This window comes from Mahella australiensis 50-1 BON (assembly GCF_000213255.1).
GTDB lineage: Bacteria > Bacillota > Clostridia > Mahellales > Mahellaceae > Mahella > Mahella australiensis.
Map to the genome: position 1 here is coordinate 484620 of NC_015520.1, position 15733 is coordinate 500352.

Sequence of the window (15733 nt, forward strand, 5' to 3'; positions counted from 1 at the left end):
GAAAACGGAGGTAGATACCGTGGATAGTGAGTTGAAGAAAAAGGTAGCTTTGTTCCGGTATGGGTTGATAGCGCCGCTTATCAACGATGCTTTTTCTGAAAACACGGCTAAGAAATATCTGGAGATTGTGTGCGCTAAAAGCTATGATGTTCCTTATTACGGACAAAAGGGCTTCGCACCTACTACGCTCAAGACATGGCTCAGGTTGTATCGGCTGCATGGCATAGATGGATTGTATCCAAAAGAACGCAACGATAAGGGTAACTGCCGGACGTTATCCGATCAGGCCAAGCAGTTTATCATCGATGCTAAAAAAGATAATCCTGCCAGACCGGTTAAGTCCATTTATCATCAAATGTTAGCCAATGGGTTAATAGAATACAATCAGGTATCTTTGTCTACAGTACAGCGTTTTGTCAGCCAAAGTAAATTGAGCAAAAAGTTATTGGAGCCTAAGGATAGACGGACTTTTGAGATGGAATATCCCAATGATTGCTGGCAATCGGATATATCAACAGGCCCTTATCTTTATCTGGATAACCGCAAGGTTAAGACATATATCGTTGCTTTCTTGGATGATGCTTTAAGGTTGATAACCCACATAGAATGCTTTACGCAGGACAATCTTTTATCTGTTCTATCAGCTTTTAAGAAGGCGGTGAGTAAAAGAGGAATTCCTAAGAAACTGTTTGTTGACAATGCCAAAGTATACCGCTCGGATCAGATGCAGCTAATATGTGCTTCTTTAGGAACGGTTTTATCTTATGCGCAGCCTTATACGCCAGAAGCGAAGGGCAAAATCGAACGTTTCTTTAAAACCCTGCAGGAACAATGGTTATGCCTTCTTGATATACAAAAGATATCGTCTTTAGACGAGTTGAATGCATCACTATAGAAGTATGTAGAGAATACATATCATCAAACATTGCATTCGGCTATCGGTATGAAACCTATCGATAAATTCATGAAATATATAGATCACATACGGTTTATACCCTCAAAGGAGGAGCTAGATAATATATTCTTGTACAGAGCATCGCGTAAGGTCAATAACGATGCCACTATATCGCTGTTCAATACATGGTTTGAAGTACCGGCTCAGCTCATAGGACAGCGAATAAACGTTTGATACGACCCTATCGATGGTGATAAGGCCTTTTTGTTTATGATGATCAACAGCATATGGCATGTACCATACGCCCTGTAAACAAGATAGATAATGCTCATGTTAAGAGACAGACCGATGTAAAACCTATGAATTTCTCATCCTTTAACCCTGAGCATGACCAAAACGACGGTGAACAAGCTGCCGATATTGCTATATCATGAGGAGGAAAGCAAGATATGAACGCGTTTATGGCATTCTACAATATGAGTTTCAACCCTTTTGATAAAGACATCAATGTAAAGTATGGTTTTAAGTCCAATGATTTTAGTCAAGTAATGGACAGGCTAAACTACTTAAAACAGATAAAGGGTATGGGGCTTATCACCGGAGAACCAGGCAGCGGTAAAACCTTCATACTACGCTCGTTTGTAGAAACGCTAAATCCCAGCTTGTTCAAGGCGGTATATATACCCATAGCTACATTGACAGTCATGGATTTCTACAGGGCCCTATGTCATGGTTTAGGGATTATACCGCCTTTTCGCAAGGTGGACATGTTTAGAGAGATCCAGCAAGCTATATATAGTTATTCGGTAAACAAGGGTGTTACACCGGTTATCATCATCGATGAGGCCCAGTTTATCAGCAATGCTATATTGAATGATTTACGCCTTATATTGAACTTTGACATGCTGATATTATCGGGCCAAACACCTCTTATCTATCAGCTAAACCGTCAAACTCATGAGGCGCTGCGCCAAAGGAGCCTCTTGAATTATACCATAGGAGGACTATCTAAAGATGAGACCAAAGCATATATTGAGTACATGCTTAAGGCAGCTGGTGTGGCGGTACCCATCTTTAATGATAGCGCTATAGAGTTATTATTTACCACCACCAATGGTTATATACGCAAGATAAACAATCTTGTTACAATGTCACTGGTGGCAGGCAGCCAAGCGCAACGCAGAACCATTGACGGTGAATTAGTCTATCAATCACAAAATGAACTAAGCATTAAGTCATAATGGTTTAGGCTGAGGCGATTCTTCTCAACCGGAGAAGACAGGGCAATGCAGAGGTGCAACTCGAGGGCTGCGGTTGGACGAGAAACCGATGTTCTTTCCTGGTTCTCCGGGGGAGGAGGGTCGTCTCAGCCTATTTTATTGGTTTCTTGTCGTAATCCGATAAACCTTAGGGGGTAGAGTCCCCTATGATAAGATGGTACAACTTGCATTTTTACAGTTTTAAGCCTGTTAGTGACTATTCAATCTGCATATTTTATATCTTAAAAAGCTGAATTTGAAATCAGTTTATTTTGATTTTTTGAAGTCACTTTATTGTGCGGTTTAACAGGATAGACGGAATGACGGTTGAAGAGGCCTTACCGTGGTTACAGGAACACAGAGAAGAACTATTGCAAAGCATCCGGGAAGGCAAATACAAGCCGAATCCAATACGGCGCAAAGAAATTCCCAAACCAGAAGGAGGAGTGCGAAAGCTGGGAATACCAACGGTCATAGACCGGATAATCCAGCAGGCAATGGCCCAGCAAATACAACCAATCTACGAACCACTTTTTGCGGAGGGAAGCTATGGCTACCGCCCAAAGCGGAGTGCACAGCAAGCCATGCAGAAGGTAAGGGGTTATGCACAAGAAGGATACACATACGCGGTTACAATAGACCTAACCAAATACTTTGACACAATAAATCACGAGTTACTGATGAACCTATTGCGAGAACAAATACACGATAAGCGAGTAACAGAACTGATAAAGAAGTATTTGAAAAGCGGCATCATGGAAAACGGAATTATCTGCAAGACAGAAGAAGGCTCACCACAAGGAGGACCATTATCCCCACTGTTAGCCAATATTTACTTAAACGAATACGACCAAGAGATGAAAGAGCGGGGAGTAAAAGTAATACGGTATGCAGATGATATCGTGGTACTGGCAAAGAGCCAACGAGCAGCACAAAGGCTGTTGGAATCCAGCCGAAAATACCTTGAAGGAAGACTAAAGCTCAAGATAAATATCGAAAAGAGCAAAGCAGTCAGCGTATATTCCCAGAAGTACAAGTTTCTGGGGTTCTGCTTAGGGAAGAATGGGAGCGGAATCTATATCCGAGCACATAAAAAGACAATAAAGGAAGCAAAACAGAAACTAAAAGAACTGACTAGACGCAATCAAGGTAGGAGCACACGAGCGGTGATGCAGGAGGTAAAGGTCTATATACGGGGGTGGATTGGCTACTACTACATAGCCGATATGCGACGAATCTTACGAAGCTGGAACCAATGGTTACGACGCAGGATACGCATGTATATCTGGAAGCAATGGAAGCAGCCAAAGACAAGGGTGAAGAACCTGCAAAAGCTGGGCATATCCGAAAGGCAAGCCTATCAATGGGGGAATTCCCGGTTGGGCTATTGGCGGATAGCCGGTAGTCAAGTATTAGGGTGTTCCATAACGAACGAAAAGCTCGCACGGGCAGGATACTATGATTTCCCAGCCCAATACGAACTTCTTCATAGGCACTTAAGCGATTGAACCGCCGTATACCGAACGGTACGTACGGTGGTGTGGGAGGTCGGTAGATAAAATAATTATCTACCTCCTACCCGATTAAAATAAAGGAGTACTTTATAATGCTTACAACTTATATTTATAAAGAAAATGTAAAGAAAATGAACACATTGCTTATAAAGAAATTCAAATACTAAACAATGAAATACGAATTATGACGAATTCATCAGCAAATGATATGTGTTGTAATATCTTAGAACAGATATTATTTGAGGATAAAAATTATTGTCTTTCCGAGTATATGAATAAAAGTGGAAGCTTATTGATCGAATCGTGGAAATATGTGAAAGGAGAGTTGTTTATACCCAATTCAAGATTTCCTCAGTATAGACTTTACACTGCAGATGATGCATATACTTATTCGCAACTACTTCTTTTGTTGCCACTTATTATTAAGAACAATACAATACCAATTGTCTATAATGCTAACAATTGCATATTTACAAGGGTTTTCTATAAACTACTGCCCTCATTAGATAACATCGTAATGTATAAGCTATTGTCTCCTATGGTAGCATTTGTAGAGTATAACGCAAAGACACTGATGTTACAAGAATACAGAACAGCAAATGTGATAATGAAGGCGTTATAATAAACATGAAAAGAGGTTAAGCAATGCAAGGGGATACTTTTACTAATTATTTAAAGTTTATGCTAAGTAAGACCAGAAAAAAATACAAACTTATCGTACTTTTTTTGCTTTCTCTTTGCATTTCATGCTTTACGTTGATCTCAGCAACAATAAGCAAAAGCGTAATTGATAATGTATTTATTGAGCTGAATTCGAATTATTTATACAGTATTATCCCTCTTCTGATTGCTATATATTTGATTGGTTCGTTGATTTCAGTAATTTATATATATATTAATGCGTCAATTAAAACAAAATTTAACAGTAATCTTAGACTTGATTTCTTTGATAAACTCCAGAAAGCCTCCTATGATTTTTTGTGTAAAATAGGAGCAAATGATTTATATTATCGCATTTTTCAAGATACCTCAACTATGGTATCTTACTTTTTCTCTATAATACTGTCTTTCCCGGTAAATATTATATCTATTATTGCTACGTCCACTTTAATGTTTTACTGGTCTGCTCCTTTGACTTTATTTGTACTTGCATTTTTGGTTATAGAAGTAATCGTCGTATTCTTCTTTAGGAAACCCATGAGGAAATCGTTTGAAGATCTCAGAGTCGCAGAGCAATCGTTAGCCAGAAATGTAAACATACATTTTTCTATTATTGATTCTATAAAAATACTTGGTTTGGAGAATAATTCATATTATAATTTTCAATCACAATTCGGTACGCTGAATAAATGTTCAATGCAGAATGTAGTATTAAGCTCATATTATGGCATCGTTATTGGATTATTAAATCAGACTTGGATGTTGTTTACGCTTATTATTGGTTCTAAATTGGCTGTAACTGGTAACTTATCTGTAGGTGCGTTTATGGGAGTATATATGTTGTCAAATACCTTGTATACTCCACTATCTTCTTCTATCGAAACAATTCTAAAGTATCAGGAAACTAAAGTTAGTTTTAAGCGTTTTCTAGAGTACTACTCAAAATATGACGAAAAACAATATACGGGAAATATTCCGTTCAGTTTTAAATACCATATGGAAGCGACAAACTTGACTTACTCTTATGATTTTGCTAATTATGTTCTGAACAACGTCTCATTTGATATACCTAAAGGAGCATTCGTATTACTTTGTGGAGAGAGTGGCTGCGGTAAAACGACTTTAGCTAAGCTTGCATCCAGATTGCTGTATCCTATTGGCGGACGGATTCTAATTGATAATATAGATATAAGTGAATTTGATTACATCAGCTTTAGGGAAAACGTATGTCTACTTACACAAAATACGATAATTATCAACGATACATTCATCAAAAATATCTTTTTAGATGCAGATGTTGACTACGATATATATAAAGAATTAATCACCAAGACCGGATTGATTGAAGTTGTAGAAAAATTGCCACAAAAAGAATTCACGCTACTTGGTATTGGTGGATATAATTTGTCTGAGGGTGAAAAGCAGCGGCTTTCTATTGCCAGAATACTCCTAAAACAACCACAAATTTTAATTTTAGATGAACCAACGTCTGCTTTAGACACAAAAAACCGTGAACTTATAATTAAAACGCTTTGTGAATATAAAATTGAAAACCACGTCTTAATTATGACTATATCACATGATCCATGTTTTTTTGATGCGGCCGATTTTATAATGGGATTTGACTCTACCGGTTCAATTTCAATTAAGAAACCGACATGAGCAAACGTCAAAAATAATTGTCATGAAGATGCAACATATTTTGTCTTAAATGTAAAGTTCCTTTGGTTGATTGATATTTGAGAAATAGTATAATTAATTATGTCAGATAAAATAAGATATAAGGAGAATCAATTTATGGACGATTTTGGAAAATTGCTTATGGACTTGCGTAATGCAAAGCAACTTACCCAGGAAGATGTGGCTGAAAAGTTAGGAGTTTCGCGCCAGACTATATCAAGCTGGGAAACAAATCGAACTAAGCCTAATTACGATCAAATAAAACAAATTTGTGCCATTTTGGAGGTCGATATGAATACATTATTAGGCAATGGTGCTGGCTCGAATAAAAAAAGCGCGAAACAGGTCAGTAATATTTTTCCGATACTTGTCACATTGATATTCCTATTTCATATGATTATGGGCATCTTAAATATAGTGCCAATTTTTTGCGTTATTATTACAGCAGCTTTTATATGGGCATTTTATCTAATAATTAATACAATTTTTCGATCAAGTATTAAAAAGAACGATTATTCTATGATAGCTGGATATAAAGCTGGTGTGGAGAGTTTTGAAACTACACGCCGAAAACTTGCATCAATTGATTTGTTCAGCGGTATCTTCTCTCTACTCTGTGAGCTGCTATTCTTTATGGTCTATTTTGACAGAAGACAGATGATGATTTGTATGGTGATCCTTGGTGTATTTCTATCTTTTGAAATAGTAATTAACCTGGTGGTCAATATGAAATATGGACGAAAATAGTCTTATTTTCACGGAACTTAACGGTTAGAGAAGACCGGCGTAATGTAATCACTAACCCGGAGCTTTCCTACTGGGCAGAATTGGGCCAATGATACTGCCATCTGGTAAAATGAAAACGAGCACAAAAGTGCTCGAAATTTTAGCAGAAGAAGGCCATCGTATGGCCAGAAAATTCAGGTTAAATGCATCATGCGACGCTGCGCAATAGGCCTGTCCCAAAGTGAAATCGGGCGAAGCCACCAATACGGAGTCACGCTGAAATTGCTGTGGAATGCATTTCACCCTTGCAAGGGTGAAATATGGTATCGTTGCTATCTGCTATATCTTATTCCAAAAGGTTATATTTTCTAACTTGCGTTTAGGAACGTGTAACACGCCATTTTCGTCTTTATAATACTTTATATCATCGCCTTGAGCATCTTCCAGTACGGGCTGTTCAGCACGGTAACCCATAGCTACGGCATCGGTTATCACATATTTGTCTGGGATGGTGAACAAGGCTTTTATTTTATCCCTATCTATGGAACCCTGTATACAACATCCTATACCTTCCTCCCATGCCGTTAATATGAGGTTTTCCAATGCCAAACCTATATCTATGGCATAACCGTCTTCGCGTATATCTTTATCGGCCAATACAATTATATATACAACTGGCTTTTCGTTGGAAGAGGGTGTGCCTTTGCCCTCCAGATAATTGGCCCATGATGTGGTTTGAAACACCGCATCGACCAGTGCTGGTTCATCTACCACGAGATATTTTAACGGCTGCATATTGGAAGCCGACGGAGCCACGCGGGCAGCGTTGAGCAGCTTATGCAGTGTATCCCGTGATATAGGCTTTTGTTGGAACTTTCTTATAGTCCGTCTCTGCAAAATGATATCATATACTGACATTTGATATTCCTCCTTATATTATGGATCCCGTCCAACGTTGAGCTATAGGCATACGGCGGCCTATGCCAAAGGCTTTGGTGGTAACCTTAAGGCCTGGGGCGGCCTGGCGTCGCTTGAATTCGGCTCGATCCACTTTATGGATTATATCCTTAACGAGATCGGGTTCATAGCCCATCGCTACTATTTGGGCAAAGGATTTATTTTCTTCTATATACGCGTGCAATATAGGGTCCAGTACACTGTATGGTGGCAACGAATCCTCATCTTTTTGGTCAGGGCGCAGCTCCGCCGAAGGTGCTTTGGCTATAGTGCTCTCGGGTATAATCTCGTATTCCCTGTTTATGTACCGAGCCAGCTCGTATACCATTGTCTTGGGCACATCGGATATAGGAGCCAGAGCACCGCACATATCGCCATACAAGGTGCAATAGCCCACTGCTAATTCGGATTTATTGCCAGTAGTCAAGGCCATGCGGTTTTCGCGGTTGGCTATAAACATTATGAAATTGCCGCGTATGCGTGCCTGTATATTTTCTTCTGCCAGATCACCCTTTGGAGGAGAATCGCCGTTGAAGGTTCTCAAGCATGCTTCAAAGACGTCTTCTATGGGATATGTTCTGAACTCGATATCGAGGTTCTTAGCCAATACGTAGGCATCGTCGCGGCTGCCGGTTGAAGAATAGCGCGATGGCATGGATAGGCCCAGCACATTTCGCTTGCCCAGAGCATCTACCGCCAAAGCGCATACCACCGCCGAATCTATACCGCCACTCAGTGCGACGACGGTTTTCTTGCATCCAGTCTTGTGGAAATAATCGCGTATGCCCAGCACAAGGGCATCATGCATCCATGCTATATCCTCATTAGGATCATAGCTTGAATATGTGCCTTGCATTAATTTTTGACTGTCTATCGTTATTATATCCTCATCGAAAACCTTAGCCTGCAGAGCCCTATTTCCTAGAGCGTCTATGCAAAAACTGCCGCCGTCAAAGATCAATTCATCATTTGCCCCTACCTGATTGGCGTATATTATAGGGGTATGATATTTTTTCGCTATGTTTTTTATCATGTCCGACCGCAGTGCAAATTTGCCGTAGTGATAAGGCGACGCCGATATGTTTATAAACATATCCGGTTGCTGTAATGCCAGCTCGGCTATAACATCCAAGGGATAGCGAGGGCGATCCCAGAAGTCTTTGTCATTCCATATGTCTTCGCATATACTGACGCCGAGCTTTAGATCGCCGAACTGCATGCACTGCCGTGTATCAGCCGGTATAAAATATCTTGCTTCATCAAATACGTCATAAGTGGGGAGCAGGCTTTTATCCTGTCGGCTTATAATATCGCCGTTATAGGCCAACAAGGCCGAATTGCACAGCATACCTGATATGTTGTCATATGTGACGGTACCGAACAATATACCTATATCGTGAGAAACAGGCAGGAGCAATCGCTCGGTCAGATCGTTTAACGCTTCTATAAAATCGGAATTGAGCAGCAGGTCTTTTGGAGGATAACCTATGGTTGCCATTTCCGGGAAAACCACAAGCTCAGCACCTGCTGCTCGACTTTTGTCTATCATACCGATCATCTTATCTATATTGCCATTTATATCGCCTATTGTAGGATTTGACTGGGCTATCGCTACTTTCATTTATCGCGGCTTGTAAAAGCCGTCCTCCCTTCATGCCATAAACTATATAGATTATAGCACGAAGATGTCATCTTTCAAAGTATTCTTTTACTTCAGCCATTCTGTCGGTTATTTCTATACCCTGAGGGCATACGCCTTCACAGGTACCGCACGCCTCGCAAGCGCTGGCCCGATCGGCCTCGTTCATATGCATATAGGCTTTCTGGAAACGCTCAAAATCATTGTATATATGGGCATTATTGTATAATTCAAAGTTTCCCGGTATATTCACGCCTGATGGGCAAGGCATACAATAGTAACAACCGGTGCACGGAATGGGCGACAGTTTCCTATAGGTTTCTTTGGCCTTGGTCAATATATCTAATTCTTCTTGAGTGAGAGTATTTACGCCTGAACGGTTAGCGCTCTCTATGTTTTGCTTTACCTGCTCCATGTTTGACATGCCGCTCAATACAATGGATACCTCGGGTTGATTCCATACCCATTGCAGGGCCCAGTCAGCCAGAGAACGCTTTGTCGGGGCGCTGTTTAAAATATCTATTATCTGCGGAGGCAGGTTGTTGACCAAACGTCCGCCTCTAAGAGGCTCCATTACCACAACGCCCAACCCTTTGGATGCAGCATACTGGAGGCCTTTTTTACCAGCCTGGAAATCCTCGTCCATATAATTATATTGTATCTGGCAAAAAGTCCAGTGATCGTATGCATTTATAATCTCTTCAAAAAGGTCGTAATTATCATGGAAAGAGAATCCCATATATCTTATTTTACCCTCGGCATGTACCTTGTCCAGCCAACCGAAGACGTCGACTTTGGTTATCTGTTTCCAGTGATCCTGGCTCAGGGAATGCAGAAGGTAAAAGTCTATATGGTCGGTATCCAGCCTGGTTAATTGTTCATTTAAGAGCCTGTCCATATCTTCGTAAGTATTCACCAACCAAGTGGGCAGTTTGGTTGCCAACATAACTTTGTCGCGATAACCATCTTTTAAGGCTTTCCCAACCACTACCTCGCTATTGCCTCCGTGGTAGCCGTAGGCTGTGTCCACATAATTTACACCATTATTGATGGCGTATCTTATCATTTCTATAGCCTGGGGCTCGTCTATCCTATTGTGATCGTCGCCTATTATGGGCAGGCGCATGCAGCCGAAGCCCAACGCAGATGGTTTCCATTCCAGTCCATCCATTATCCTGTATTGCATAAATATGTACCTCCTCATAATTTTCTTGAGTACGAAATAAATTATAGCATGATTATTTATAGATGTAAATATGTATATATTTGAATATAAAAACAAGGGGATATGCGTTAAGCTGTCACACTTTATTAAGAAAGTGGCATGTGCTATAATAAAAAAACGAAGGAGGAGAAAGAATTGTTAGAATTGCTTAAACAAGCAGTACTCGATGCAAATAAAGAGCTGCCTAAGAGGGGTTTGGTTACATACACATGGGGCAATGTCAGCGGTATAGACAGGAGTAGCGGCCTTGTGGTCATAAAGCCCAGCGGTGTGCCATATGATGAGCTGCACATAGAGCATCTGGTCGTCGTGGATCTGGAGGGCAATAAAGTGGAAGGGCGATTAAATCCGTCGTCTGATACGCCTACGCATCTTATACTGTATAAGGCCTTTCCCAATATTGGCGGAGCAGTGCATACACACTCGCGTTGGGCTACTGTATGGGCACAGGCCGGCATGGATATACCAGCTCTTGGCACTACTCATGCGGACTATTTTTATGGTAGCATACCGTGTACCAGACAGATGGAGCGACAGGAGATAGAGCAAGCGTATGAAGAGAATACAGGCAAAGTCATAGTCGAAACCTTCAACAATATAGATGCGGATGATGTACCTGCTGTATTGGTAAATAGCCATGGGCCGTTTGCCTGGGGAAAGGATGCGGCAGAGGCGGTGCATAATAGCGTTGTGCTGGAAGAAGTGGCCATGATGGCGTATCACACATTGACGCTGAGCAATATTGCAGGGGTTACCTCTATAGATCAGGCTTTGTTGGATAAGCATTTTTTGAGAAAGCACGGTAAAAACGCGTATTACGGTCAGAAGCAATAGATAGAAGTTACTGCCCAGTATATAAGTTAAGTCGTTGCTTTATAACTGGGCAGCAACGATAAAATAAAAGTTCCGAGGAAGTGTTAAAACATGAGCGGAAGAAAGCCTGTAGTTGTTTTGATGTGTATAGTGGCATTGTTGTTGCAGCTTGGCTGCAGTAATTCACTGGACAATGCTGCTATAGAACAGGCAGATGCATATTATAACAGCGATGCCGATTATACGGAGTTTTCACTTTTCGTTATGGATTCAAATCAAGAACCTATAGATCTATCCACTACTGCCGTCGGCAGAAAGGTTTCAGAATTGACCGGGGTTAAATTAAAGACCGAATATATAAGTGGCAGTGATGAGAGAACAAAGGCTAGCTTTATGGTGGCTACCAAAGATTATCCAGATCTTATAGCCCCGCATAATGAATACGCCACATTCAGGGCTGCTGATGCACTGGTGCCACTGGATGATTATATAGATAAATATGGACAAAATATAAAAAGGATTTACAGCGAACAGGAACTGAATATGTTGAGGGATCCTGTAGATGGTCATATATACTACTTAACGCCATATAGAAAAAATAGTAGGCTTCTTTATCCTTCGTCGGGCTTTTATCTTCCTATAGCAGTGCTCAGGGGCCTTGGCTGGCCCAAGATCACCTCATTTGATCAATACTTTGAGATAATAAAGAATTATGTAAGAGCCAATCCTGTCTATAACAGCGAACCGACGATAGGCTTTACCGCATTAACCGATAATTGGAGGATATACACATTGTTTAATGCTCCAAATTATCTGGCTGGCAATCCTAATACGGGCGGGGTATGGGTCGATGAAAATTATGAGGCACACTCTTTTATGTTGAGCGATTGGGCATATAAGTATTACAAAAAACTCAATGAATTTTGGAATGAAGGCTTATTGGATAAAGATATGTTTACCCAAAATTATGATGCTTATAAGGCTAAGATAGCATCAGGCAGAGTCATAGGCTTTTATGATGAGAGATGGCAGATAGAGGATGCAATAGATGTATTGGAAAAACAAAGCGTGTTTGATAGGGTGCCTATAGCTATGCCGGTTGTGTTTGATGGTGTGGATAACGAGGCATATAATGGTATAAGTGTGATGGGGACGGGTGCTGGCGTGTGTATAACCCGGAATTGTAAAGACCCAGAAACCGCATTTAAGTTTATAGATAAAATGGCATCTGAAGAGGTGCTAAAAGTGGTCTATTGGGGATTTGAAGGCGTAGATTATACTGTTCAAAATGGGAAATTTAATTTAACAGAGGGACAACTTAGACGAATAAATGATCCGGATTATGTACACAAAAGAGGGTTGGGTTCTTTCTGGTTATTTCCTCACCCGGATGGAGGGGCTAAGTTCTCCGATGGCAACTACGTATTTCCTCAAGACACGGTAGAATATATGGATTATAAGTATAAAGACTATGAAAAAGAAGTATTGGAGGCATATAAGTTAACGAGTATGGCTGATCTTATGGCGCCACCTTTGGAGACACCTTATGGTTTCGTTTGGGATATACCTATACCTGACAGTGAACCTGAGATAAAAGCTGCAAACCAGAAGGCTTCTGACATAGCTCGGAAGTATATAGCTCGTTTAATAATGTCTACTCCCGAACAATACGATCTATTGTGGCAGGAATACGCCAACAAAATGAAGGATGCTGGGTATAATATGGCTGATGAATTTCTCACTGAAGAAATAAGGCGAAGGATAGCCGAGCGCAATAAATGAGCGCAGGTGGATGGTATAAATGATAAAAAAAGCAATTAAATTTTTTGGGCTAGATAATATAAAAGTCAAAAATAAACTGCTTTTAATATATGTTCTATGTGTGCTGTTGCCCATAGTAGCCACGGATTATGTATTTTTCAATTATACTAAAGCCCAGGTCGAACAGCAGCAGCTTCAACAATATAAGGCATCGTTACAGCGCCTAAGCCTTGCAATAAATAAGCAATTCGAAGATGCTGTTTATTTAGCTTACAACATAATGACCGATCGCAGATTGAATGATTGCCTTGAACGCCAGTACCGATCGCTCGATGAATTTTACGACATATACGATGATTACATGAGGGATATGCTCCAAACAAATACGTATATGCTGAACCAGATAGATTCTATAACTATATATACAAGTAATACCACTATACCGGAAAGCACGGGATATAAACATTTGCCAATAAATGTCCAAGATGAGGAATGGTATAGCTATGCTGTGGAGGATCCATACAGCTTTTCGATCGTCAGTTACTATCAAGACGGCCACTGGTATGTGAGCCTGATAAAGGATCTTAATTATTATAAGAGGAGTAATATACAGAAAATATTAAAAATTAATTTCAAACATTCTGAGTTTATCGACATGTTGAAATCGGAAAAGCAAGAAGGCATAGTATGTGTTATAGACGGTTTCAATAAAATTATTTATTCCAATGATGATAAATATAATAATGGATTCTATACACTAAATGATATACATACAGGCAGTGATGATAGTGTATTGGAACAGGATTTGGATAAGTCAATAGGGATGGGTTTATGGAAGATGATAAAAATAGTAAATGATGAAGACATAGCGGCAGCTATGGTACAACCTACAAGATTCATATTTATGTTGGCGCTTTTAAATCTTATTATAGCATCTGCAGCCATATACGCTTTATCGTATTCTTTGGAATATAGAATTGATATTGTTCATTCTCATATAAAAAGGGTAAGACATCAGCGTTTTGATATCATAGAATGTGATGAGGGAAAGGACGAGATAGGGGATCTTATAAGGGAGTTTAATAGGATGGCATCTACTATTGAAAGCCTTATAAGGGATGTATATGAAGCTGATCTGCAAAAGAAGAACATTGAGGTTGAGAAAAAGCAGGCTATGATAAATGCCCTGCAAAGTCAAATAGACCCGCATTTTCTTTTCAATACACTGGAAAGTATACGCATGAGGAGCGTTGTTAAGGGTGAAGCTGAAACGGCGCAGATGATTAAGTACTTATCTAAGATTTTCAGACGTATACTGAGTTGGGGGAACGACAATGTTACTATAAAAGAGGAATTGGATTATATAAAGTATTTTTTAGAGATACAAAAATACAGATTTGGCAATAAACTAAACTATAAAATGCATGTGGACGAAGATGTTTTGAATTATATCATCCCTAAAATGGTCATACAACCGTTTGTAGAGAATGCGTGTATACACGGTATAGAAGGCAGCAGCGACAATGGATTGGTCATCGTAGAGATAAAAAAATCCAATTCTTTTGTTGTTTTTACAATAAAAGATAATGGCATAGGGATGAGCGAGCATACGCTTAATAGTATTTACACAAGCCTAGGGGAGATAGAGAATATTTCAGGCAGTGTAGGAATAAAAAATGCATATAGAAGGTTAAAGCTTTTGTATGGCGACGACTTTAGATTTCGCATGGACAGCCAGTGCAATGTGGGCACTGTCGTAACTTTGATGATTGGCACAGACAAATTAGCGGGATTTCAAAATGGGGAGGTTGAGCAGAATGTATAAGGTAATGATAGTAGACGATGAACCTTACGTACGCGAAGGTTTAAAAGCTATAATCGAATGGGAACGTTATGGCTTTCAGATATGTTATGAATCGGAAAATGGTATTGATGCCATAAATAAAGTGAAACAGGAGAGGCCGGATCTTGTTATAGCGGATATAAAAATGCCTAGGATGAATGGCTTGGATATGATAAAATACTGTAGAGAAATGCTTGATGTACACGCACAATATATATTGCTCACCGGATATGGTGAATTTGAGTATGCCAGGCAAGCTATACGCCTTGGCGTGGCCAGATACTTGTTAAAACCCGTGGATGAAGATGAGCTGATAGAGGCGCTGGCAGATATAGCACGAGAAATTAAGCGACAACGCAAAGCCAATGTAATTAACTTTAACAAGACAGTTTATACGGGAAGCAGAGAAGCTATATGCTCTGATGATATAATGGATAGAGTGGAAGAATATATAAGAAATCATTTTAATGAGGATTTAAACTTAAAAAACATAGCTGATCGTTTTTATGTTAATTCTGTATATTTAGGGCAGCTATTTAGGAAACACTTCGGCCTTTACTTTAAGGACTATTTACATAGGCTGCGCATGGAAGAAGCTAAAAAACTTTTAAAGGGCACCGAACTTAAAGTATATGAAATAGCTGCTGCAGTAGGATACAGCGATCCAAATTATTTTGTGAGCAAATTTAAAAAGATTACGCAATACACACCATTGGAATATAGGGAGCATGTACTATAAAGATCTTTAATTTTCAAAGGAC

At 39.8% G+C, this 15733-nt stretch carries 13 protein-coding genes; 10 read left to right on the top strand and 3 right to left on the bottom strand.

Features of this window, described 5'->3' with window-relative positions; translation table 11 throughout:
• Positions 1 to 19 precede the first annotated feature (19 nt).
• The 6 genes from MAHAU_RS02215 (at position 20) to MAHAU_RS14820 (ending at position 6755) form a co-directional block, all read left to right on the top strand.
• Positions 20 to 895, top strand: a complete 876-nt coding sequence (locus tag MAHAU_RS02215; protein ID WP_216086252.1) for a DDE-type integrase/transposase/recombinase — start codon at positions 20 to 22, stop codon at positions 893 to 895.
• A gap of 287 nt (positions 896 to 1182) precedes the next feature.
• Positions 1183 to 1329, top strand: a complete 147-nt coding sequence (locus MAHAU_RS15820; RefSeq protein WP_216086253.1) for a hypothetical protein — start codon at positions 1183 to 1185, stop codon at positions 1327 to 1329.
• A gap of 15 nt (positions 1330 to 1344) precedes the next feature.
• The gene (locus MAHAU_RS02220) at positions 1345 to 2136 is read left to right on the top strand and encodes an ExeA family protein (protein WP_013780090.1); all 792 of its coding nucleotides are present in this window, start codon (positions 1345 to 1347) and stop codon (positions 2134 to 2136) included.
• A gap of 338 nt (positions 2137 to 2474) precedes the next feature.
• Positions 2475 to 3662, top strand: coding sequence for a group II intron reverse transcriptase/maturase (gene ltrA, locus MAHAU_RS02225; RefSeq protein ID WP_013780091.1), 1188 nt, complete (start codon positions 2475 to 2477; stop codon positions 3660 to 3662).
• A gap of 651 nt (positions 3663 to 4313) precedes the next feature.
• Positions 4314 to 5990 (top strand): ABC transporter ATP-binding protein, encoded by a 1677-nt coding sequence (locus MAHAU_RS02235; RefSeq protein WP_013780093.1) that lies wholly within the window; start codon positions 4314 to 4316, stop codon positions 5988 to 5990.
• A gap of 135 nt (positions 5991 to 6125) precedes the next feature.
• Positions 6126 to 6755, top strand: a complete 630-nt coding sequence (locus MAHAU_RS14820) for a helix-turn-helix domain-containing protein (RefSeq protein ID WP_013780094.1) — start codon at positions 6126 to 6128, stop codon at positions 6753 to 6755.
• A 318-nt stretch (positions 6756 to 7073) separates the two neighbouring features.
• Here the strand turns inward: MAHAU_RS14820 and MAHAU_RS02245 are convergent, their stop codons facing one another.
• From MAHAU_RS02245 to MAHAU_RS02255, 3 genes are all read right to left on the bottom strand, one after another.
• Positions 7074 to 7652: a nitroreductase family protein gene (locus MAHAU_RS02245; RefSeq protein WP_013780095.1), complete on the bottom strand. Its 579-nt coding sequence runs from the start codon at positions 7650 to 7652 to the stop codon at positions 7074 to 7076.
• A gap of 13 nt (positions 7653 to 7665) precedes the next feature.
• Entirely contained in the window at positions 7666 to 9312 is a 1647-nt protein-coding gene (locus MAHAU_RS02250; RefSeq protein WP_013780096.1) for an NAD+ synthase, read from the bottom strand.
• A 67-nt stretch (positions 9313 to 9379) separates the two neighbouring features.
• Complete coding sequence (locus MAHAU_RS02255) at positions 9380 to 10516, bottom strand: aldo/keto reductase (RefSeq protein ID WP_013780097.1); 1137 nt, start codon at positions 10514 to 10516, stop codon at positions 9380 to 9382.
• A 174-nt stretch (positions 10517 to 10690) separates the two neighbouring features.
• Here MAHAU_RS02255 and MAHAU_RS02260 point away from each other — a divergent pair, with 174 nt between their 5' ends.
• From MAHAU_RS02260 to MAHAU_RS02275, 4 genes are all read left to right on the top strand, one after another.
• On the top strand, positions 10691 to 11389 hold the full coding sequence (locus MAHAU_RS02260) for an L-ribulose-5-phosphate 4-epimerase (protein WP_013780098.1): 699 nt from the start codon (positions 10691 to 10693) through the stop codon (positions 11387 to 11389).
• Between the two features lie 90 nt (positions 11390 to 11479).
• Complete coding sequence (locus MAHAU_RS02265) at positions 11480 to 13150, top strand: ABC transporter substrate-binding protein (protein ID WP_013780099.1); 1671 nt, start codon at positions 11480 to 11482, stop codon at positions 13148 to 13150.
• 19 nt (positions 13151 to 13169) lie between these two features.
• Entirely contained in the window at positions 13170 to 14954 is a 1785-nt protein-coding gene (locus MAHAU_RS02270; RefSeq protein WP_013780100.1) for a sensor histidine kinase, read from the top strand.
• Positions 14947 to 15711, top strand: coding sequence for a response regulator transcription factor (locus MAHAU_RS02275; RefSeq protein WP_013780101.1), 765 nt, complete (start codon positions 14947 to 14949; stop codon positions 15709 to 15711). The genes MAHAU_RS02270 and MAHAU_RS02275 overlap by 8 nt, the downstream gene beginning before the upstream one ends.
• The last annotated feature ends 22 nt before the right edge of the window (positions 15712 to 15733 follow it).

Coding starts and splice junctions, on each gene's coding strand:
- MAHAU_RS02245 (WP_013780095.1), bottom strand. CDS start 7,652: ATGTCAGTATATGATATCATTTTGCAGAGACGGACTATAAGAAAGTTC.
- MAHAU_RS02255 (WP_013780097.1), bottom strand. CDS start 10,516: ATGCAATACAGGATAATGGATGGACTGGAATGGAAACCATCTGCGTTG.
- MAHAU_RS02235 (WP_013780093.1), top strand. CDS start 4,314: ATGCAAGGGGATACTTTTACTAATTATTTAAAGTTTATGCTAAGTAAG.
- MAHAU_RS02220 (WP_013780090.1), top strand. CDS start 1,345: ATGAACGCGTTTATGGCATTCTACAATATGAGTTTCAACCCTTTTGAT.
- MAHAU_RS02265 (WP_013780099.1), top strand. CDS start 11,480: ATGAGCGGAAGAAAGCCTGTAGTTGTTTTGATGTGTATAGTGGCATTG.
- MAHAU_RS15820 (WP_216086253.1), top strand. CDS start 1,183: ATGGCATGTACCATACGCCCTGTAAACAAGATAGATAATGCTCATGTT.
- MAHAU_RS02250 (WP_013780096.1), bottom strand. CDS start 9,312: ATGAAAGTAGCGATAGCCCAGTCAAATCCTACAATAGGCGATATAAAT.
- ltrA (WP_013780091.1), top strand. CDS start 2,475: ATGACGGTTGAAGAGGCCTTACCGTGGTTACAGGAACACAGAGAAGAA.
- MAHAU_RS02270 (WP_013780100.1), top strand. CDS start 13,170: ATGATAAAAAAAGCAATTAAATTTTTTGGGCTAGATAATATAAAAGTC.
- MAHAU_RS14820 (WP_013780094.1), top strand. CDS start 6,126: ATGGACGATTTTGGAAAATTGCTTATGGACTTGCGTAATGCAAAGCAA.
- MAHAU_RS02275 (WP_013780101.1), top strand. CDS start 14,947: ATGTATAAGGTAATGATAGTAGACGATGAACCTTACGTACGCGAAGGT.